This window comes from Enterocloster sp. OA13 (assembly GCF_022440595.1).
GTDB classification, from domain to species: domain Bacteria; phylum Bacillota; class Clostridia; order Lachnospirales; family Lachnospiraceae; genus Enterocloster; species Enterocloster hominis.
This window is the reverse complement of the sequence record NZ_JAKNTF010000001.1, coordinates 6577890-6598501: the sequence shown is the minus strand read 5'-3', so window position 1 is coordinate 6598501 and position 20612 is coordinate 6577890. Positions and strand designations below refer to the sequence as shown.

Sequence of the window (20612 nt, the reverse complement as noted above, 5' to 3'; positions counted from 1 at the left end):
GCGGAAACACGCTGGCATGTTCATGCCATTGGCATAAGTATATAACAAAATGCTTCCCCAAACAAGAGGAAGCATTTTCATTTCATATTGTTTTGAAAAATTTCATTTTACTGAAGTACATTCTGGCTGGATTCCTCAGGCATTGCCTTAAGGGTCACCTGAACGGTCCGTTCTTTATACTGACCGTCCACCTGGGTCTGGACCGTAAGTTCAATCTGCTCTCCCAGTTCATAGCAGGCCAGCAGTTCCTGGAGCTGGGTCATGGTCTTGACAGACTGTCCGTCCACCTTTGTGATGATATCCTTTTCCCGCAGGTCCGACACAGCCGCTGCCCCGTCACCCAGGATTTTGTAAATGTAGACGCCCCTGGGCATTCCGAACGAACTGGCGGCTTCCTCGTCCACGCTGGTGCCCTGGATTCCCAGATACCCGCGTTTTTCCTCCGCCACCGGATTCATGGTCTTCCGGTTCATAAGCTGGCTCATGATATCCTGTGCCTTGGAAATGGGGATTGCATAGCCGATGCCCTCCACCTCCGTGGAGGAATACTTGGCTGCATTGATTCCAATCACCTCGCCCTTCATGTTAAGAAGCGCGCCCCCGCTGTTGCCAGGATTGATGGCTGCATCTGTCTGCAGCAGGGTCCTTGTGGAGTTATTAGACACACGGACTTCACGGTCCAGCGCACTCACATATCCCACCGTGACGGACTGTCCGTACCCAAGGGCATTGCCAATGGCTATGACACCCTGCCCCACCTTCAGGTCATCTGAATTCCCCAGCTTGGCAATGGAAATCTTACTTCTGGTATCTGTCTTAATCTGCTCCAGCGGCACTGATATGACTGCCAGGTCCGTCTCTGCATCGGTTCCCTTAATGGTGGCATCCACCACCTCATTATCAATAAACGCAACCTTCAGGGAGGTGGAGTCTTCCACCACATGATTGTTGGTAACAATCAGAAGTTCCTTGTCATTTTCCCCTACAATGATCCCCGAACCGCTGCTGGGAACCTCGTAAGTCTGCGGTCCCCCGAAAAACCAGCCATAACCAAAATTATTGTTCTGATATACAGTGGTGCTGGTAATTGCCACCACGGTGGGCATGGCCTCTTCCACAATATCCGATACATCCGCCACTGCCGCCCTTGACTTCTGCTGGGAGCCGCTGTTGCCCTGGTCCTTCTGCACGTTCTGCCCCTGGTCAGGTTCCTGCGCAGGCGGGTTAGTCTCCTGGCTGGCCTGGGCATCAGCTGATGCATAGATATCCAGATACCTGGAGGCAGCCACATTAACCCCCACCATGACTCCGCCCGACACCGCGCCGAACAGGATTGCCCCGGCCGTTATGAGGGCTGCTTTTTTCAAAAGGCCTCCTTTTTTCTTTGGAGGGCGCTGGTCATAATCAGGTCCCTGGTTACGGAACGGTCCCTGTCCGCCAGAAAAGCCCGGCCCTGTCTGCGCCCCATTATATTGACGGTCATCATATCCCTGGTTGTCGTAAGACTTCCATCCGTATTCCTGATCGTTATCGTACATCTGTGTATCCCCTTTCTCATCCTCACAAGTATTACGATTATACTGTAGCAGTGATTTGTGATAAAAATGTGACCATTTTCTAAATATAGTAATAAAAAGGACCAGCAGGTTGACATGCTACCATACCGTAACATTCCTGCTGGTCCCTGTTGATTCCTGTTGCTAAAGTCCCGGCCCGATAATGATGGAGCCTGGCCCGCCTGGTACATATTCATCGCTGTTGCTTCCAGGACTCGGCGCCGTGGTTCCGTTGGTACTTCCCGGGCTGGGCGCCGTGGTCCCGTTGTTGCTTCCCGGGTATGGCGCCGTGGTGGCCTTGGTGCTACCGGGATAGGCTGCCGTAGTGGCCTTGGTGCTACCGGGGTAAGCTGCCGTGGTTCCGTTGGTACTTCCCGGATATGGCTGGGTGACTGCTCCCGGTCCTGTACTGCTGTCCCCCGGGGATGTTGGGGAACCAGGATAAGTCAGGTTTCCATTGGATTCATCCGCCGGCGCCGTGGTGTATCCAGGATAAGGGATTGTGCCTGAGGTGCCTCCTCCAGGCCGGTTGCCGGATGATGGCCTGGTACCTCCGGGATAATAATCTTCCGGCGGGTCTATGACATTGCCAAATTCATCCGTCTCAAGGTCCCACTCATTTTCATAGTCAAGAACGCCCTCATCCGTCTCCGATGTGCTGGATTCAGACTCATCTGTCCCATTCTTCGTGGTGGATTCTTCCGTGCTCTTGGATGGTTCAGTGGGCTTTGGTATATAGCCGCCGTCTGTCCCTACGCTTTCAATCGGCTTTCCTTCCTTATACAGACCTGAATCAGCCGATATCTTTGCGCTGATTTTCTTTACCATGTCACTGGGCTGGTAATCCTCCTCGTCAAACAGGAATTTATGAAGCTCAATCACGTTGCTCTCCAGAGTCTGCGGGATGACACAGTCACCTTTCTTGCCCATATTGGCATCGCTTCTGGCTTTGGGGAATCCCATGGTATCCACGATGGTATATTTTGTCAGGTTCTTGGCGGCCGGAATGATATCATTCAGGGTCACGCTGGAAAGGATCTGCTCAAACACAACTTCCATCACATTGTTGATTACCGAGAAATTCGCCTGTCTCAGCTTGCCAAAGCACTGCTGGATAATCTCCCTCTGGCGCTCCGTCCTGGCAAAGTCCGTATCCATTTTACGAAGCCTTGCATAGGCCACTGCCTGAACACCGTCCAGATGGTTCATGCCGGCTGATTTCAGATGCTGGGATGCAACTCCGGTGGCCTCAACGGTCTCTGTGATATATGCATTGATATAGTAAAACTCGGCCTTGCTCAGTTCTATATCCACGCCCCCTAATATGTTAATGGAATCCGCAACCGCCTTCCAGTTAAAGGTGGCGTAATCGTCAATCTGGATATCCAGGTTCTTGTTCAGGGCCTTGATTGCCTGTTTAGGGCCTCCTCTGGCATATGCCTGGTTAATCTTATTATAGGTACCGTCATCATCCAGGTTCAGGTACGTATCCCTGAAAATGCTGACCAGCTTAATCTCGCCGTTTTTCTGGTTTACGTTGGCAATGATGATGACATCCGTATTATTCCCTTTACCCAGGGAATTGTCACGGCTGTCCACTCCAAAAAGAGCTACCGTCCAGTATCCTTCCATGTTTTCCACTTTATCAACTGCCAGATACGGGTTGGTCTCATCTTCTATCTTGAAATTAGGATCCCTCTGAATCCGGTTCGCCTGCTGAAGGACATATCTGGCGCCAAATATAACTAACAGCGCGAACACTTCCGCTACAATCAAGGCTGCAATGGTCCTTGCTTTCCTTCTGCCGCCGTTTCCTGAGGAATCCGCTGCCGCGGCCTCCCGGGCCGATTTCCTGCCCGGACCATCCGGTCCATCCTTATCATTCCTGCGGAATGCATTCTCCCTGCCCCCGCGCCCCCTGTCTTCACCCAGGTCGGTCTCCGGCGTGTAGATGCGGCTTTGTCTGGTCCCGGCTGCATGGTAATCTGCGGTTCCACGGTTATCTGTGGTTCCACGGCTTACTGCCACAGTGTTATCTGCCGCTGCACGGTTTCCCGCCGCGCGGCTGCCTGCCACTGCTCGGCTTCCTGACACACGACCATCTGCTGCTCCACGGTTTCCGGTCACACGGCCATCCGCAGGTCCACGGCCTCCCGGCACAGAACCGTCAATGGATGCACGGCTCCCGGCCGCACGTCCACCGGCTGCTCCGGAATCCCCGGCCACACGGCGGCCTGGAACAGGACTACCCGCCATCTGGCCTGCTGTACGGGTTCCGGCTATGCGGTCTTCCCCCGCTGTACGGCTTCCCGCCACCTGGTTTTCCCCCGCTGTACGGCTTCCCGCCATCCGGTTCCCAACTGCTGCACGGCTTCCTGCCACCTGGTTTTCTCCTACTGCACGGCTTCCCGCCATCCGGCTTCCCCCCGCTGCACGGCTTCCTGCCACCTGGTTTTCTCCTACTGTACGGCTTCCTGCCATCCGGCTTTCCCCCGCTGCACGGCTTCCTGCCATCCGGTCTTCCCCCGCTGCACGGCTTCCTGCCATCCGGTCTTCCCCTGCTGCACGGCTTCCTGCCACCCGGTTCCCAACTGCTGCACGGCTTCCCGCCATCCGGCTTTCCCCCGCTGTACGGCTTCCCGCCATCTGGTTTTCTCCCGCTGCACGGTTTCCCGCGGCTGCACGGCCTCCCGTTTCCTGGCCCGTATACCCGTCCTGTTCATCCCTGCCCCTGACAGACGGCCCCGGCCGTCCTGCGGCTCCGGCCGGACGGCCTGTACTGCCGCCTTCTGCCCCGGTTCTGGAACGTCTGGGAAACGTTGTATCTGAATCAGCCCCAACGCCAGCGCTGTCCCGGCGCTGCCTGCTGCGGCTTCTCAATCTTTCATCTTCCTGTCCAAATCCATTTTCTAAATCACGATTCATTCGTCCATCCTCATTCCCTCATGGAGCACCGGGGCGTGTTCCATACCACGCCATGCTTCATAGGAGTATTTTAAACGTATACGGCATGCATATCAATATGCATTTTTATTAATAAATCCTTTAAATACGGTTAAAAACATAATCTTAAAGTCAAAACCAATACTCCAGTTCTCAATATAATACAAATCATGTTCAATTCTCTTGGTAATGGATGTATCCCCGCGGTATCCGTTCACCTGGGCCCATCCAGTCAGACCTGGGCGGACCTGATGCTTAATCATGTAGCGGGGGATTTCCTCCTTGAACTTCTCAACAAAAAGCGGCCGTTCCGGACGCGGACCCACCAGGCTCATATCCCCTATGAGGACGTTGAAGAACTGCGGTGTCTCATCGATACTGGTCTTGCGTATGAAATGTCCCACCGGCGTCACCCTCGGGTCATGCGGGGTGGTCCACTGCTTCTTCTCCTTACTGGGGTCCTGCACTTCCATGGAACGGAACTTGTACATCTTAAAAGGATGATTGTGAAGCCCAATCCGTTCCTGGCTGAAGAACACAGGGCCAGGGGAAGTAATCTTAATCAGCATTGCCGTCAGCAGCATGACCGGTGAAAATACAATCAGACCAAACAAGGCGCCGACGATATCCACAATCCGTTTCATGGTGGCATTGAACACCCCGGTAAGGGGCACCCTGCGGATATGGATAACCGGAAGTCCCTGAAGGTCTTCCATATAAGGTATGGTTGGTATTATATTATTATAATCGGGAATAAACTTTGTATGCACGCCCGACTTCTCGCAGGCTGCCACAATCTGCTCCAGATTGGCATATTCCTTTATGCTCAGCGTAATGGCGATTTCATCCAGTGTATTGGAAGCTAAGAATGTCTCCAGATGGTCCGTGGGTCCCAGGACCTGAACCTTCCTGTATGCATATCCCGGTTTCTGATGGTCATCCAGGATTCCCTGGACATGGTATCCCCACTCCGGGTTCACACTGACCCTGTCAATGAATCCCTCTGCCGCACGGCTGTAACCGATGAGCAGGACATGTTTCTGGTTGTACCCATTGGTCCGCAGGGAACGCAGGAACAGCCGTATGCACATCCGCTCTGTTTCCATCAGGATAATATTGGAAACAAAAAATGCCAGCAGCATCCTGGTGGAGAAATATTCATTATGCTGGATGAACCTACGCGCTCCAAACAGCACGAATGTAAAAATCATCAGGCCAATGACGTTGGCTTTACAGATATTGGCAAATTCCGAACGCCGTCCCTGTATCCGCTTGGGTACATACAGGTGGAAACTGGCATACAGAACCAGATAAACCGGCACTATGAAGACAAGCGCCATGAAATATATCTGGGGTTTCAGCACCCCGACGTCCACCGGCAGTACCTTGCCGCTGACCACAATGAACCATGCCAGGGCATAGGCTGCAGACGTGACCAAAATATCCAGCAGAATGTGAAGGCGGTTCAGCCTTTTCTGGTTATCTTTTATCATTGTATATCACCTTGGTTTCTCAGGGATTCCCCTTAATACCGTAAATATCGTTGTTATTATACATGATAAAACGGCATTATTCTATAACATTTCTCTTAATTTCGAAAAACTTCATAATTTGGCCAGCTGCCTGGCCGTGAACTCATAAATATAAATCAGGGTGCCTGTAAACAATTCCCATTCTATGGCCAGATAATTCCCCAGATTCTGGGGACGGTATGGCACCTTCCTGCATTTCCCCGCAGTTGCAATGCCCTCCATCAGGCCATCCACATAGTCCCTGGCAAAGCCCCGTTTCCTGAAGAACATATACTTAAGCACCACTCCCACCAGGATGGGCACCAGGTTCACGGCCAGCTGGGCCGCGGGCATGTTCTTATAATTCAGGTATACATTGTTGCGGGCAGCAAGGCGGACCTTGAATGAATTATACTTGGAACCGCTGGTGCCGCTCCCCACATGAAAGACCACTGCGGACGGGCAGTAGATGTTGTCATATCCCGCAATCCTGGCCCGGTATCCCACATCCAGATCCTCCAGATAAGCAAAATGCATCTCATCAAAATATCCTATCTCCCCGAATACTTCCCTGCGGTAGATGGCCGCGCCCGCACAGGCGGAAAAGATGCGGCACGCCTTGTTATAACCGGAGGAAGGGCGTCCCACGCCCCTCTGGTATGCCCAGCCAAGCAGGCTGTACATATCACCTGCGTCATCCATCAGTTCCTTGTGATACAGCTGTATCATTTTACAGCTGACGGAAAATATCTTAGGGGAACGCTCAATGGCCTTGATCATTTCCCCCACATAGTGGCAGTCCGGTTCCGTATCATTGTTCAAAAGTATGACATAAGGGGTGGAAGACGCACGGATCCCACGGTTCACGGCACCGGAAAACCCGGTGTTGCTGTCCAGGAAAATGGAAGGTATATCATGTTCCTTAAGCCACTCCACACTTCCGTCCGTGGAACCGTTGTCCACAACCAGGACCTGGAAATCCCTGCATATCTGAAGCTCCAGCGCCTTAAAACACGGCTCCATGAAAACCAGCCCGTTGTAATTAGGGATGACAATGGTCACCTTCTTATGGTTACCCTTAGGGTTATTTCTGGTGTCACTCATGTAAACTCTACTTATCCTCCGGAGCAAACTGCTCATAAATCTTAAGGTCGTACGGTTCCCCTATCTTTTCCTTCAGCAGGTCCCTGAGGGCAAAGTTGGATTTGCGCAGGGTCAGGTTAGGATTATAATAGGGGTCCCCCTTCACGATGATATCCGGCCACTTTTTAATGAAAATAGCAACTTCCCGGTTAAACCGTTTCACCTTCTCAGGCGTATCTTCCAGGCCCCTGGACTTGGATTCATAATGGTAGAAGCATGCATAGGGCGCATATACTACCAGTTTCCCCAGGGCTCTCACTTTCATGCAGTAATCGATGTCATTAAATGCCACTGCCAGTTCTTCACTCAAGCCGCCCACCGCGTCGAACACGGACTTTTTCGTCATCAGGCATGCAGCGGTCACCGCGCTGTAGTCCTGGGCGCACATGGCCCTGTGGAAATAACTGTTTTCCGCCTTGTGAAGACCGATGAACGTGTGTCCTGCAATGCCGCCGAATCCAATCACGACGCCGGCATGCTGGATGGTGTCATCCGCATACAGAAGCCTGGCCCCTGCAATCCCCACGTCCTCCCGCTGGCAGAATCCCAGCATTTCCTGGATGCTGTCCGGATTTATAAGCTCTGTATCATTATTCAGAAGGAGAAGGTACTCTCCCTTTGCAAAACCTGCCCCAAAGTTATTGATGGCGGAATAATTAAAGCCCTTTTCCCATGTCACCACATGGAAATTGCTGTGCATTGCCTGCATTTTCCCGTAATAATCAAAGGTTTCCTTTTCCGTGCTGTTATTTTCCACCACAATAAATTCCAGGTTCTGGTAGGAGGACTTTTCCATCAGCGACTTAACGCACACATCCAGGTCCCCGGCGTGGTCCTTATTGGGGATGATAACGGATACAAGGGGCTGTGCCTGAAGTTTGAAAACCGTATGGTAAATGCCGTAGTCCACTCCCTTTTCCACCCGCTCCGCCTGGATTCCCATGCGCTCATAGTGGGCCATGATGGCCCTGGAACCGGCCTCAAAGGCATACATCTTGCTCTCCGGATTGCTGGCGGTGGAATCCTGATGGCATCTCCAGTGATACAGCACCTTGGGAATATGGTAAACTTCCCCAGCCGCTTCCGTACAACGGAATATGAAATCATAATCCTGGGCCCCGTCAAACTCCTGGCGGAATCCACCAACCGTCTCAAGCAGATCCTTCCTCACCACAAAGAGGTGGCAGATATAGTTGACGCTGGTAAGCAGGTCACGGTTAAAATCCGGCTTGAAATGGGGGTCAAAGAGGGCCTTCCCATCCATGTCCAGCTTGTCCTCATCCGAGTAAATGACCTCACAGCCAGGATGTTCATTAATGGCCTTCACCACCTCATAAAAAGCATGGGAAGGAAGGGTGTCGTCATGATCCGCCAGAATCACGAAATCCCCCCGGGCCATATCCAAGGCAGCATTGGTATTGCCCGCAATCCCCCGGTTGCTCCCCAGGATTTCATAGCGGATGCGCTTATCCCTGTCCGCGTATTTCTTAAGGACACGCTCCAGACCCTGCCCCCTGGGACTGCCGTCCGCAATGCATATCTCCCAGTTAGTGTACGTCTGGTCCACAATGGAATCCAGCATTTCCCTGAGATAGCGCTCCGGCGTCTTATAAGCGGGAATCACCACGGACAGCAGGGGTTCAAATTCAAATATCTTCTGGCGCTGGGCCGCCAGCTCCTCATCCGTGGGCCTGGTAAGGTCATACCACTCGCTGTAATCATAATCATTGTCAATGCCCTGCAGTTTGTGCTTTGACTTGAGCACCAGCGCCTTAAGGCCGTGTTCCTTCCAGAAATCCATGGCCACATGGACTGTCTCCATGTTCATAAGGTCCTTTATCTTCTCCATCCGCTTATGTGCCACGCTGGCCCGCTTCGCAATCAGCTCCTCATTGAACTTAATCCTGGCCTGCTTCCCCTCGCACCGTATGAGCAGGTAGTAGCTTTTCCCCCGCTCATAGGGGAACTGGATATCAAAACCAAACTCCCGGTCATGGACAGCCTTATAATATATCTGGCTAACATCATCCCTTCGGGTGGAAACATGTTTAAATTTGACCGGCTGGCGCTTCTCATCCTCCACCCGGAAGGTAGCGCGGCTTTCAGGGGATTTACCGATGGTCCATCCGTTCAATGTGATGGAATTCTCCCTGATGCGCACAACATCTATCTTATACTTCATGCTTCTGCACCACCCTTATCTTCTTTGGCTTTACCTTCTTTGCCTTTACTTTGTTCGCCGCTAACCTCTTTGTCAAAATTAATCCGCTCTTCCTCAATGACCAGCGGGCGCTTCATCACCCTTTGGTTAATGCTCATGATGTATTCGCCTAAAAATCCAATGAAAAACAGCTGTACGGAACCCAGGAACAGCATCCCAATCAGCATAGGCGCCATGCCTGCAGGGAAGCGGTCCCACCAAATGAGTTTCATCACCAGGTATACCAGGGCCACCAGCATGCTTATGACAGCGCAGATGCTTCCGAATATGGTTGCCAGGCGCAGACCCGCCTTTGTATAGGAAGTAACGCTGAGCATGGCCGCGTCATACAGGCGGTAAAAGTTATTATGGGTCTTGCCTGCCCGGCGTTTGGGCTGCTCATAAGGGATTTCCTTGCGCCTGTATCCCAGTTCCGCCACAATACCGCGAAGGAACGGTGTGGGGTCATCCAGATTCCTCAATACCTCGATGAATTCCCTGTCATAAAGCCCTGAGCCTGTAAAATGTTCAATCTGCTCCACATCCGACAGTTTTTTGATTGTCTTATAATAGCAGCTTCTGAGCCAGTACATCATACGGTTCTCTTTGCTGCTGGTCTTGATGCCGATGACAATCTTATAGCCCTTTTCCCATTCGTGGACATACTTTGGGATCATATCCACCGGGTCTTGGAAATCTGCCACCATTTCAATGACGCAGTCGCCTGTCATCTGAAGCATTCCGTAATACGGCGAGTTGAACTGTCCGAAATTACGTGCATTGAGAATCGCCTTAATCCTTGGATTGGCCGAACACAAATCCCGGAGGATATCCCTTGTCCCATCCGTGGAATCATTATCAATAAATACCAGTTCATAATCATACTGGGGCAGCTCACGTTCCATGATGTCCGTCACTGCCTTACTGATAGGGCCTACATTCTCCGCTTCATTATAACAGGGAATCAATACGCTGATTTTCTTCATGTCTTTCTACGCTTCTTCTTTCTCTATAGTCTCTTCAATGCCCCGGCGGAAGGTATACCGCTCCTTCCATTCACCGCAGGTCAGCCTGTACAGCCTGGTGATGTCCGGCCGTATGGAAAGCGCGCCTTCCTTGGCCTGGACAAATGTGCCATACTCCAGTTCGCCTCTGCCCCCGGCAATCTCATGGATTTCCTCCACAAAGGAGCGCAGGGGCCTTGTATCCGAACCCGCGATGTTCACAATATGGCTGTAAGGCGCTCCATCCGCCCTTCCATGCCTGTATAACTCATATACTGCCTGTACCGCGTCCTCAATATACATAAAATTCCACTGATGGCGGCAGGCGCTTAAGGATACCTTTTTATCCTGCCTCAGATCCCGGACCAATGTGGAGATGATGGACCACGGATGGTCCCCGTAACCATACACACTGAAAAACCGCAGATGGAAATAATTAAGCCCCAGTTCCCTGCAAAGGGGGGCGGCCTTCTGATAGAATTCCCATTTGGCCTTGCCGTACTGGTTAATGGGATGACATTCCACATCTTCCTGCATTATTCCGTCCACGGCCCCATATTCCACCCTGGAACCGGCATCCATGAAAATGCCGCACCCCAGCCTGGCTGCCGTGCGCACACATTCCAGGGAACCTGCCACGTTACGGGCCTGTACTTGCGGCGAGTCAATTTCTTCCCGGTTCACCCCGCCCCAGGCAAGATGGAAAAATGCATCTGCATGTCCAATGACAGGTATGCAGTCCTCCACGTGCTCCAGGCCGCAGTCCACAACTTTAAGGTTTTCATGTACAGGAAGCGCAGTCCTGTTCTTAGAACCAGGGCGTACCAGGGCGTAAACAACCGAGCCGTGCTCCAGGAATACCCTGGCCAGGTTGCTTCCGATAAATCCAGTGGCGCCGGTTATGACAACCACCCCGCCAGAGGGGTCCGGCTGTGTTATGTCGTCCGGCTGTATTCCCGAATCCGTTTGCACTTCCACATCCGGCTGTACTCCCGTATCCGTTTGCACTTCCGCATCTGGCTGTACTCCTGTATCCATTTGCACTACAGTTTCCAGATGCAATTCAGCTTCCGGCAGTACTTCAGTACCCGGTTGCACTTCATCGTCTGGCCGTACTTCGGTACCCGGTTGCACTTCATCGCCTGGCCGTACTTCGGTACCCGGTTGCACTTCATCGCCTGGCCGTACTTCAGTACCCGGTTGCACTTCATCGCCTGGCCGTACTTCGGTACCCGGTTGCACTTCATCGCCTGGTCGTCCTCCAATATCTGTCCGCATCACATCCACCGCCCTCCCTGTAGTATTTCCATATTCCATCCAAATCCTTATATCAGCTCCAGATGGTTGGAGCGCATGGCCCTGACTTCCACGTTCCTGCCGAACTTCTCCCGTATACTGGCCGCAATCTCATCCGTATAGCCGGGGGCCGTGATTACGATGGCATCCACCGGATGGTCCGTGAAGTAATCCGGCGGCACAATAGGAAGATGGGATGATGGAGCAAACTTACCATGTTTAAACGGCGCGGAATCTATGATATACTGGGCCTTTTCCCCCAGCTTCGTGGTGGCGGCCAGGGTGAAGCCCTGATGGCTGGCCCCCCATATGGCCACCTTCTTATTCCATGCTTCCAGATACTTCATGTATCCCTCCATCTCCCTGCGGAGGTTCACATAGCATTCCAGTAGGTTGTCCGTATCCATCTGCGGACGTTTTTTCACAATCACGGACAGGGTATCCCTGTTAATGACCTCACACTCTTCCACCAGGAACCCATTGCGTTCCAGAAGAGGGGTCAGGGTTTCAAATGTATAATATGCAATATGGTCCCGAATCAGCTCGTAATAACTGCTGTGGTCCATGATATATTCAAAGCTTGGAACCGTAATCAGGCCTACCGCGTCATCCTCCAGGTTGCGGTAGATGGCCTGGAGCATGGTTCCCGGATCCGGCTGGTGTTCCAGGAAATTAAAGGACAGGAACGCATCATAAAGACCGCCCGGGAACCGGGTATCCTCTGTCTCAGTGAATCCCTGGGTCACATTCAGTCCCTGGGCCCTGGCAAGCTCCACCAGACGGGCATCATGTTCAATCCCATGGGCCTCTACCGGGAATTCCGACAGTACTTTCAGGAACTCTCCCTGTCCGCAGCCCACCTCGATGAACTTCTTTCCTTCCAGATCATAATTCTGTATCAGGTTCCGGTACTGGTATCTGCGCAGTTCCACCATGGTTTTGGAAAAACCGCCCGCCCGGATTACATCCCTGTAATAGTCCACGGGTTCGCAGTCAAACTGAACCAGTCCGCAGCCCATACACTGGCACAAATCCAGCGTAAGCCCCTGGTCATCAACAAGCCCTTCGGCATCCGGCATATGCTGGGCACAGGCCGGCATATTATCTAACGTAAGTAACGGCGTCTCCCATAACGGGGCACCGCAGGCAATGCATCGTTTCATACGTCTGTCTCCTTTAATACCTTAATTTAAGCATTTCCCTGATTCCTTTCCTGAAGGATACTTCCTGCCTGAAACCAGCCGCCCTTGTAAGCTTGCTGATATCCGGCATCAGGGACACCACCCCTTCTGCATTGGGCAGGCGCTTTCCATATTCATACGTGCCTTTTCCACCACAGAGACCATGGATTTCTTCAATATATTCTTTTAAGGGCCTGGTATCTTCCCCTGCCACATTATACACGCCAGCGGGGGCTTTGGCAAGCAAAAGGCCTGCCAAAGCCCTGGCCGCATCCGTTATATACAGGAAGTTCCACATCTGGGTACAGGCGCCCATCTCCATATGGCCGCCCTTTAGAAACGTATCGATACAGGTAGAAACCAGGGACCAGGGATGGTCCCCGGGACCATATACGCTGAAAATCCTTGCATGGATATAGGTAATGCCCAGCCCCTCTGCTTCCTGTGCAGCACGCCTGCACACCTCAAGCTTATCCTTGCCATACTCTGACACAGGACTGCATGCGCCTTCCTCTTTCATGACCGTACGGTAGATACCGTACTCGGCCTGGGAACCGCTGAACAGGAACCTGGTGCATCCGATGGCTGCCGCTGTCCTCAGGCTTTCCAGGGCATAACCGATATTGCGGGCCTGAAGCTGGGGGTTCTGGCGGTTGGCACTGCCTGCGCCTTCCCAGCCCAGGTGAAGCCATGCGTCCGCCCCCCTGACAGGATTGGATCCGCCAGGCACGTCTGTCCGGCCTGCCACATCTGTCCGGCCCGCCATGTCTTTCCAGTCCACCACATCTGTCCGGCCCGCCAGGGCCAGGGAGTCTGACAGGGCCGGGGAGTCTGACAGGGCCGGGGAGTCTGACAGGGCCGGGGAGTCCGACAGGGCCGGGGAGTCCGACAGGGCCGGGGAGTCCGACAGGACCGGGGAATCTGCCAGGACCGGGGAATCCGCCAGCTTCCCGATACAATCCAGCCCGCACTCCAGGATATGGATTCCCTTCCTTCCTTCCAGCTTTTTCCTCCCCGGTGAATCAGGGCGCACCACGGCAAACACTTCATGGCCGCCGTGAAGCAATTCCTCTATAACCGCCAGCCCGATGAAACTGGTGGCTCCGGTCACCACTATCCGCATAATCCTTCACTCCTGTTGTTAATTTTCCGAACCGGAATCCGTGTTTCCAGGCAGGAATCCCTTAATCCCTGTCATTCCCTAATCCTTGGGATAATCATATTCCTATCCATCTCCTCCTCCGGAAGGAACGGGGACAGATCTTCAAGGGGCGGGGATACCATGGTGCCATCCGGCAGTCTCTTGGCAGATGATTTGGGTTCAAAGTTCTGGTCCATGGAAACAAACACCTCGCATATGACCGGTCCTTCCAGATCAAGCGTCTCCTCCACTGCCCGGGACAGCTGGCTGTTATGCCTGGCTGCCCTGTATGGATATCCATAGGCATGGGCCAGTTCCTCAAGGCACGGGAAACTTAAATCCCCGCTGTCCACACCGATTCCCACCAGCGGCTCCCCAAAGAAGTTCTTCTGGGTCTGGCGGATGGAATGATAGCCACCGTTGTTAATCACGAAAATCTTTATATTCATCCTGTGATGGATGATGGTCTGAAGTTCCTGGATATTCATCTGAATGCTACCGTCCCCTGTGACCAGTATCAGGTCATCCCCGGTCTTATCGCTTCCCATGCTGTAGCACTGGTTCTTCCTGGATGCGGCCCAGGCCCCGATGGCTGCAGGCAGGTCATATCCCATGGCCGCGATGGCTGAATTGGAAATGAAACGCTGTCCCTTCTTAAGCACATATGCATGTCCGCCCACCACACAGGCAGAGCCATTGCCCACCACGGTTATCTGGCCTTCCTTCAGACGGCTACTCACTTCTTTAATAAATGCATATACATTGGCCGGCTCCTCATCCCCATGCTCAAAATGCTTAGGCAGGACAACGGGATAGCGTTCCTTCCACATGGCGCAGGTCTGGTTCCAGTTCATTTCCCTAAGGCCTTTTCCTCCTTCAAATACCTGCTTCCTACCGGGGCGGCTCAGGCTTTCAGGCAGACGGTCCGCCTCTGTTGCAAGCACATCATCCAGCACAAGGTCAAGCTGTTCCAACAGATCCTTCGCATCTGCATGGACAGGCATGTCCGCATGGATGGAAGGCTTCTTCAGTTCCTCCTCATCTATATCATTGACAATCACAAATGCCTCCCTTGCCCAGGTCTTATAATTATACCCCACCTGACGGATGCTTAAGCGGCTTCCTATGGACAGCACCAGGTCGCTGTTCTGGATGGCAAAATTGCCAGGCCTGTCCCCCATGTTGCCGGCCCGTCCCACATACAGGGGATGGGTGTCATACATACAGTCCTCACTGTCCCATCCGGTAATGACCGGGATTCCCAGCTTTTCCGCCACATCCATGAATACCTTATGGGCGCCTGCAATGCGGATTCCATTGCCCGCATTGATAACCGGACGGCTGGCCTTTCTTATCCTGTCGATGATTTCCTGTGCAACCGACGGCTTTACCTTACCCGGAAGCACCTGGCGGTGTTCTCCATGCCCGGCCTGGTCCTGAAGGATTTTGTGGCTGAGGCCGTCCCCATGTCCGGCCTCTGTGCTTCCAGCGCCTCCATCTGCGTCCTCCATACTGCCGTCCTTTGCCCAGCCATCCCCGCCAGCCTCATAATCCTCGGGGTCAAATCCCACCAGTTCCCCTTCTTCCACAAATGCCCCCTGGACATTCAGCGGGATATCCAGCCAGCACGGTCCGGGACGGCCTGACTTTGCAAGATACAGGGCTTTCTCCAGACAGTAACGGATACGCATGGGGTCGGTTACCATCTCGGAATACTTTGTCATGCAGTCAATGGATCTGCAGATATCAAATTCCTGGTCACCCATGGCCCTGATTCCCACCCCAGAGAACCGTGCCGTGGTGTCATAGCGCACCTGGCCGGACAGCACCAGCATGGGAATGGAATCCAGCCATCCCCCTACCACGCCGGTAATGGCATTGGTTCCCCCAGGACCAGTGGTGACACAGAGGGCGGCAATCCTGTTATGGATCCTGGCATAAGCCTCTGCCCCCATGGCGCTGGCCTGCTCGTGATGATTATAGATACAGTGCAGCCCTTCCTGATGGCCCAGCGCATCGTTCAGGTGCATGGCGCCTCCTCCGGTCACCATGAACGCCTGGCAGATTCCTGCCTCCACCAGCCTGGCTGCTATATAATTGGAAATCTTGATTTTCATCCTGCGGTCTCCCTCCCTGTTCTTAATTCCGTTGCTGCAAAAATGTACATATATCGAGAGTATAGCATAAAACAGGGGAAAATAATACTAAATTTCTCTTACGATAAGGCATGCATAATAAGGGAGAAAGGGGTGTCCCCCCTGCCCCCAGCGGATTCCAGAACTTCCAGCAACCATCACTATCATTCCACATATCTGTCCGCTATAATGAACCATGTAATGCAACGACGGATTTTCGGCCACAGACAAAAACACATATCAAAAAGGAGAGATTCAATATTATGAAAAAACAGACTAAAGTTCTGGCTGTATTATCCACTGCAATGCTGATGGCAGCAGTAACCCCTGCTTTCTTCCCAACAACCGCTTCCACTGCTTTTGCGAAAAGCGTGGGCTGGACAGAGGAAAACGGAAACTGGTATTACTATGATTCCTATGGTGATGCAGTAACCGATACCTGGAAGAAAAACGGAGATGACTGGTACTACTTGGATTCTGACGGAGTCCGCGCCTCCAACATGCAGATTGATGAGTATTACGTAGGAGAAGACGGAAAACGTGTGAGCATGAAATGGGTTTCCGTGGAAAATGAAGATTTCTGGAACGAGGATGACGCACAGGAGCATCTGTACTACTATTACGGAAGGGACGGCAAGGCCCTGACCTCCAAGTGGGCATCCATTAACGGCCAGTGGTACTATTTTAATGAAGACAGTATCATGCAGACCGGTTCCATTACAGTTGACGGCTTCAACTATTATCTGGGTGAGGACGGCAGCAGAAAAACAGGATGGGTTCTTCTGGAAGATGAAACCGATGATCCTGAATACCTTGAGTCATGGTTCTTCTTTGACAATACAGGAAAAAGGGTTGAAAATGAAGTAGACAAGAAGATAAACGGCGACTACTATACATTTGTAGACGGACGTATGCAGACAGGATGGTTCAAGCTTCCTGCATCTGAGACAGCTGCTGTGGAAAACGCAGCCGAGGCAACCCCTTCAGAGGCAGCTCCCGCACAGACAGAGGTAACCGTAGCTGGTTATCAGTACTATGATGAGGACGGCAAGCGCGCTGACGGCTGGAGAACCATCGAAGGCGTTGAAGGCATCAGCGAAGAGGCAGAACTTTACCGCTTCTACTTTAAGAAAGGCCAGCCATACCATGCAGAAAAAGGTCTGGAACTGTTCACTATCGACTCCAAGAAGTTTGCATTTAACACAAAGGGTGAAATGCAGACCGGCAAGCAGGTAGTCAACATTGAAAATGGTTCCATTGCCAACTTCTACTTTGACGAGGAAGGCGTGATGAAGACCGGTAAGCAGTCCATCTTTGATGAGGACTTAGGCGAGGTACAGAACTGGTACTTCCACACAGACGGTTCCAGAAAGGGACAGGGTTACCATGGCATCAAGGACAACGTGCTGTATGTATACGGCCTGCGTCAGGAAGCTGACAAGGACCTGCGCTTTGCCCCTGTAACCTTAGACGACAAGCAGTACCTGGTAAATGCCAACGGCACCGTGCAGAAGGCAGGATCCTCCTCCAAGTCCACGGCAAAACCAGAGCTGGGCAATGGCTTCAAGGACTTTAAAGACGAAAATGATAAAATCTGGACCGTAAACACCGAAGGTGTAATCCAGTAAGAAAAGGATTTGCCATCATCCGTTCACCCATAAGGCAAAGCCATATACACGGCAGACTAGCTAATTAGTCTGCCGTTTTTTTGTGCATTTTGCCGAAATTACACTTTTTATGTGAAAAAGTGGTATATTTTTCCTTCTGAAACGCTATCTATATAATTAGGACTGTATCAGGAGAGGACGAATATGAGAGAACTTGCTGTATTTTACTGCCCCAAATGCGGGCACTATGCTTACTACCAGACCTCCCGCCATCCCCAGTGCCCGAAGTGCGGCTGTGAGGAAGCCATGTATATGGTGCGGATGCATTACACGGAATTCATGAGGATGTCCTGCGATGAGCGGGATGAATTCCTTTCAAAGGAGATACTGAAGACCAACCCGTCCCTTGTGGAGCGGCTGACCGCCCCGCACAAGCGCTACAACAGCCGCGAGATCATTGCGGAAATGAACAACGTCATCATGAACCTGGACACGGAAAACAAAATCCTGAACGACACAGTAAAATGGATGCATGATACCATTTGGGATCTGATGCATGAAAAGCGGGCGCTGGCCCGGGATGAAGCAGCGGCTACAGATGTGGGGGATGGGACTTCGGCTGCGGATAGCAAGGATGGGACTGATGAATAAAAAACAGCAAAAATTTTCAAACTTTTTATATCAATTGTATAAATAGTGCGTTATAATAATATATATAGCAACTTATTCGTACATTTATACTCTTTGAGTTGGAAAGGAGTGGGACTATGAGCCATAAGATTATCACTATAGCCCGTCAGTTCGGAAGCGGAGGACACGAAGTAGCCCAAAGGCTGTCAGACCAATTGGGGATTCCTCTCTATGACAGGAACCTGGTGGAGATGGCCGCTGAAAAGATGGGACATTCTCCTGTCAGCGTGGAAAAGGTTGATGAATCCGCCCTCTCTACCTTCTTAGCCAACTATCAGATTCCAAAGGAACCTAATTCCGTTACCGGATACGGCCTTTCCCTGAACGACAGTACTTACGTGGCCCAGACCATCATCATTGAAGCCCTGGTCAAAAAGGGGCCATGCATCATCGTAGGGCGGTGCGGCGACTACGTACTGCGCAATTATCCGGATTTGATTGACGTATTCATCTGCGCCTCCATGGATGACCGGGTACGCCGCATCATGGAACGCTATAATTTCTCCGAAAAGGATGCGGTCGCCGCCATCAAGTCCACGGACCGCCGCAGGAAGAACTACTACGAAAACTATACCAAACGCAAATGGGGCAGCATTGATTCCCATCAGATGCTCCTCAATATAAGCCGCCTTGGCATGGACAGGACGGTACGGATGATTAAGGATATGTATGAGGCCGAATGATTATGGTTTGAACGGGAGCGCTGAAGGAAGCGCTCCCGTTTTATACAGATATCCAATTACATGCCGGCAAACTGGTTCTTCACCTTCATAATCTTCTGCTGCTCCGCCTGCTCCATCTGATACCAGCCTTTTGCTGACATCTCCTTATAAATATCGTCCTGCATGCACAGACTATCATTTAAAGCCTGGTTAAAGGTCTGATGCACATTGGCGGTGGAAGCTTCGATGGTGCCGTGCATGTACAAATCGCATACGCCTTTGGTTGTCAGGAGAAGGTTCTCCATGATACACTTGTCATCCATTCTATTCTTCCTCCTTATACAAGATTATAAAAGTTGTCAAAAATCTGCTGGTGCTTCTGTGTCATCTGCTGGACCTGATTCTTAAGGGTCGGATCCTGCAGGTTCTGGATAGCCTCCTGGCACTGGGTTTTTAAAAACTGCTCATGGCCTAAGGCATCCTCAATATAATTTAATTCCTTCGGACTCATTCATATCACCTCCGGGATTAGTATGCGCCGGCCCAGCACTGTATATTCACGGTTCCCGGAAATGTTATCTGTATGACGCCGCCCCAGCTGCACATGAGTCTGGAATCATTGGTCAGTGCGGCCGCCCTCAACACTGGATTCCTACTCTAGTTCAGCGCTTATATTAGAAACCCTGGCAAAACCGCAGGCATCCATTTCCACATATACGGTAAAATGCTGGTTGGTTAAAAGTTCGCCCATTCCATATCCTGCTCCCCTCTACTACATTTATAAAGTCCTTGTCATACCCTCATGGGCCAGTTCCAGTGTCTCAATGGCAACCTCATTGGGAGTGGCGTTAAAATCCGGGGCCGCATACTTGGCTGGCCATGCGTTGATGACCTGCCAAGATGCGACCGCCGTCTGTGTCTCGTCTAACAAGCTGATGGTAACCGTCTTACGCTCCACTGCCCCTGTAAGTCCCTTGATTAGCCAGTCGTACAGCACCGGTCCCTCGATAATGCCTTTTTTCAGTGTTATATTTCCATATTTTCTCAGTCCGAGCACTTTGAGCGGCGTCTCTGAAGCCATGTCGCCTTCCCTATATTCAACAGGTTCTATGGTGGCGTCAAACCCGGACACTTCCGTAAAACGGCCCGCGTCCAGTCTGTCTATTTCTAATTTAAAGCGGAGTTCCACTCTTGGATATCCTGCCATTTATTATGATTCCTCCTGCTCTTGAGTGATGATGTCCGGTTCCGGGTATGCGCCTGTACGCCTCTGGATATGCGTCTGCATGCTTCCGGATATGCGTCTGCATGCTTCCGGATATGCGTCTGCATGCTTCCGGATATGCGTCTGCATGCTTCCGGATATGCGTCTGCATGCTTCCGGATATGCGTCTGTACGCTTCCGGATATGCGTCTGCATGCTTCCGGATATGCGTCTGCATGCTTCCGGATATGCGTCTGCATGCTTCCAGATATGCGTCTGTATGCTTCCAGATATGCGTCTGTACGCTTCTGGGTCTGAGTCTATACGCTTCCGGATATG

The 20612-nt window shown here is 51.9% G+C and carries 17 protein-coding genes; 3 read left to right on the top strand and 14 right to left on the bottom strand.

Going from position 1 to position 20612, the window contains the following annotated elements; all coding sequences use genetic code 11:
* Positions 1-107 precede the first annotated feature (107 nt).
* The 11 genes from MCJ35_RS29580 to MCJ35_RS29530 all read right to left on the bottom strand — a co-directional run bounded on the left by MCJ35_RS29580 (position 108) and on the right by MCJ35_RS29530 (position 16092).
* Entirely contained in the window at positions 108-1538 is a 1431-nt protein-coding gene (locus tag MCJ35_RS29580) for a S1C family serine protease (protein ID WP_025483895.1), read from the bottom strand.
* Between the two features lie 162 nt (positions 1539-1700).
* Positions 1701-4481 (bottom strand): LCP family glycopolymer transferase, encoded by a 2781-nt coding sequence (locus MCJ35_RS29575; protein ID WP_240299748.1) that lies wholly within the window; start codon positions 4479-4481, stop codon positions 1701-1703.
* A gap of 92 nt (positions 4482-4573) precedes the next feature.
* A complete protein-coding gene (locus MCJ35_RS29570) occupies positions 4574-5992 on the bottom strand; it encodes an undecaprenyl-phosphate glucose phosphotransferase (RefSeq protein ID WP_008726389.1) in 1419 nt (472 codons plus the stop codon).
* 111 nt (positions 5993-6103) lie between these two features.
* Entirely contained in the window at positions 6104-7114 is a 1011-nt protein-coding gene (locus MCJ35_RS29565) for a glycosyltransferase family 2 protein (RefSeq protein ID WP_025483899.1), read from the bottom strand.
* 7 nt (positions 7115-7121) lie between these two features.
* A complete protein-coding gene (locus MCJ35_RS29560; RefSeq protein WP_240299747.1) occupies positions 7122-9335 on the bottom strand; it encodes a glycosyltransferase family 2 protein in 2214 nt (737 codons plus the stop codon).
* Complete coding sequence (locus MCJ35_RS29555; RefSeq protein WP_025483902.1) at positions 9332-10339, bottom strand: glycosyltransferase family 2 protein; 1008 nt, start codon at positions 10337-10339, stop codon at positions 9332-9334. Before MCJ35_RS29555 ends, MCJ35_RS29560 begins: the two co-directional genes overlap by 4 nt.
* A 6-nt stretch (positions 10340-10345) precedes the next feature.
* Positions 10346-11395: an NAD-dependent epimerase/dehydratase family protein gene (locus tag MCJ35_RS29550; RefSeq protein WP_275891649.1), complete on the bottom strand. Its 1050-nt coding sequence runs from the start codon at positions 11393-11395 to the stop codon at positions 10346-10348.
* Positions 11396-11400: 5 nt separating this feature from the next.
* Positions 11401-11568, bottom strand: a complete 168-nt coding sequence (locus MCJ35_RS29545; RefSeq protein ID WP_155858422.1) for a hypothetical protein — start codon at positions 11566-11568, stop codon at positions 11401-11403.
* 114 nt (positions 11569-11682) lie between these two features.
* The gene (locus MCJ35_RS29540) at positions 11683-12816 is read right to left on the bottom strand and encodes a class I SAM-dependent methyltransferase (protein WP_025483905.1); all 1134 of its coding nucleotides are present in this window, start codon (positions 12814-12816) and stop codon (positions 11683-11685) included.
* A gap of 13 nt (positions 12817-12829) precedes the next feature.
* Positions 12830-13957, bottom strand: a complete 1128-nt coding sequence (locus MCJ35_RS29535) for an NAD-dependent epimerase/dehydratase family protein (RefSeq protein ID WP_240299746.1) — start codon at positions 13955-13957, stop codon at positions 12830-12832.
* A 71-nt stretch (positions 13958-14028) separates the two neighbouring features.
* Entirely contained in the window at positions 14029-16092 is a 2064-nt protein-coding gene (locus MCJ35_RS29530; RefSeq protein WP_025483908.1) for a thiamine pyrophosphate-binding protein, read from the bottom strand.
* Between the two features lie 281 nt (positions 16093-16373).
* On the opposite strand from MCJ35_RS29530, the gene MCJ35_RS29525 reads away from it, so the two are divergent.
* From MCJ35_RS29525 to MCJ35_RS29515, 3 genes are all read left to right on the top strand, one after another.
* Positions 16374-17738, top strand: coding sequence for an N-acetylmuramoyl-L-alanine amidase family protein (locus tag MCJ35_RS29525; protein ID WP_025483910.1), 1365 nt, complete (start codon positions 16374-16376; stop codon positions 17736-17738).
* Between the two features lie 183 nt (positions 17739-17921).
* Complete coding sequence (locus MCJ35_RS29520) at positions 17922-18368, top strand: hypothetical protein (protein ID WP_025483911.1); 447 nt, start codon at positions 17922-17924, stop codon at positions 18366-18368.
* 116 nt (positions 18369-18484) lie between these two features.
* Positions 18485-19090: a cytidylate kinase-like family protein gene (locus MCJ35_RS29515; RefSeq protein ID WP_025483912.1), complete on the top strand. Its 606-nt coding sequence runs from the start codon at positions 18485-18487 to the stop codon at positions 19088-19090.
* A 56-nt stretch (positions 19091-19146) separates the two neighbouring features.
* On the opposite strand, the gene MCJ35_RS29510 is transcribed toward MCJ35_RS29515, so the two are convergent.
* From MCJ35_RS29510 to MCJ35_RS29500, 3 genes are all read right to left on the bottom strand, one after another.
* Complete coding sequence (locus MCJ35_RS29510; RefSeq protein WP_008726341.1) at positions 19147-19392, bottom strand: spore coat protein; 246 nt, start codon at positions 19390-19392, stop codon at positions 19147-19149.
* A gap of 14 nt (positions 19393-19406) precedes the next feature.
* Positions 19407-19580, bottom strand: a complete 174-nt coding sequence (locus MCJ35_RS29505; protein ID WP_165642847.1) for a hypothetical protein — start codon at positions 19578-19580, stop codon at positions 19407-19409.
* 267 nt (positions 19581-19847) lie between these two features.
* Entirely contained in the window at positions 19848-20276 is a 429-nt protein-coding gene (locus tag MCJ35_RS29500) for a phage tail protein (RefSeq protein ID WP_025483913.1), read from the bottom strand.
* Positions 20277-20612: the final 336 nt, after the last annotated feature.

Excerpts from the sequence above, each read along its gene's own strand:
- MCJ35_RS29580 (WP_025483895.1), bottom strand. The coding sequence starts at position 1,538 with ATGTACGATAACGATCAGGAATACGGATGGAAGTCTTACGACAACCAG.
- MCJ35_RS29575 (WP_240299748.1), bottom strand. The coding sequence starts at position 4,481 with ATGAATCGTGATTTAGAAAATGGATTTGGACAGGAAGATGAAAGATTG.
- MCJ35_RS29570 (WP_008726389.1), bottom strand. The coding sequence starts at position 5,992 with ATGATAAAAGATAACCAGAAAAGGCTGAACCGCCTTCACATTCTGCTG.
- MCJ35_RS29565 (WP_025483899.1), bottom strand. The coding sequence starts at position 7,114 with ATGAGTGACACCAGAAATAACCCTAAGGGTAACCATAAGAAGGTGACC.
- MCJ35_RS29560 (WP_240299747.1), bottom strand. The coding sequence starts at position 9,335 with ATGAAGTATAAGATAGATGTTGTGCGCATCAGGGAGAATTCCATCACA.
- MCJ35_RS29555 (WP_025483902.1), bottom strand. The coding sequence starts at position 10,339 with ATGAAGAAAATCAGCGTATTGATTCCCTGTTATAATGAAGCGGAGAAT.
- MCJ35_RS29550 (WP_275891649.1), bottom strand. The coding sequence starts at position 11,395 with ATGGATACAGGAGTACAGCCAGATGCGGAAGTGCAAACGGATACGGGA.
- MCJ35_RS29545 (WP_155858422.1), bottom strand. The coding sequence starts at position 11,568 with ATGAAGTGCAACCGGGTACTGAAGTACGGCCAGGCGATGAAGTGCAAC.
- MCJ35_RS29540 (WP_025483905.1), bottom strand. The coding sequence starts at position 12,816 with ATGAAACGATGCATTGCCTGCGGTGCCCCGTTATGGGAGACGCCGTTA.
- MCJ35_RS29535 (WP_240299746.1), bottom strand. The coding sequence starts at position 13,957 with ATGCGGATAGTGGTGACCGGAGCCACCAGTTTCATCGGGCTGGCGGTT.
- MCJ35_RS29530 (WP_025483908.1), bottom strand. The coding sequence starts at position 16,092 with ATGAAAATCAAGATTTCCAATTATATAGCAGCCAGGCTGGTGGAGGCA.
- MCJ35_RS29525 (WP_025483910.1), top strand. The coding sequence starts at position 16,374 with ATGAAAAAACAGACTAAAGTTCTGGCTGTATTATCCACTGCAATGCTG.
- MCJ35_RS29520 (WP_025483911.1), top strand. The coding sequence starts at position 17,922 with ATGAGAGAACTTGCTGTATTTTACTGCCCCAAATGCGGGCACTATGCT.
- MCJ35_RS29515 (WP_025483912.1), top strand. The coding sequence starts at position 18,485 with ATGAGCCATAAGATTATCACTATAGCCCGTCAGTTCGGAAGCGGAGGA.
- MCJ35_RS29510 (WP_008726341.1), bottom strand. The coding sequence starts at position 19,392 with ATGGATGACAAGTGTATCATGGAGAACCTTCTCCTGACAACCAAAGGC.
- MCJ35_RS29505 (WP_165642847.1), bottom strand. The coding sequence starts at position 19,580 with ATGAGTCCGAAGGAATTAAATTATATTGAGGATGCCTTAGGCCATGAG.
- MCJ35_RS29500 (WP_025483913.1), bottom strand. The coding sequence starts at position 20,276 with ATGGCAGGATATCCAAGAGTGGAACTCCGCTTTAAATTAGAAATAGAC.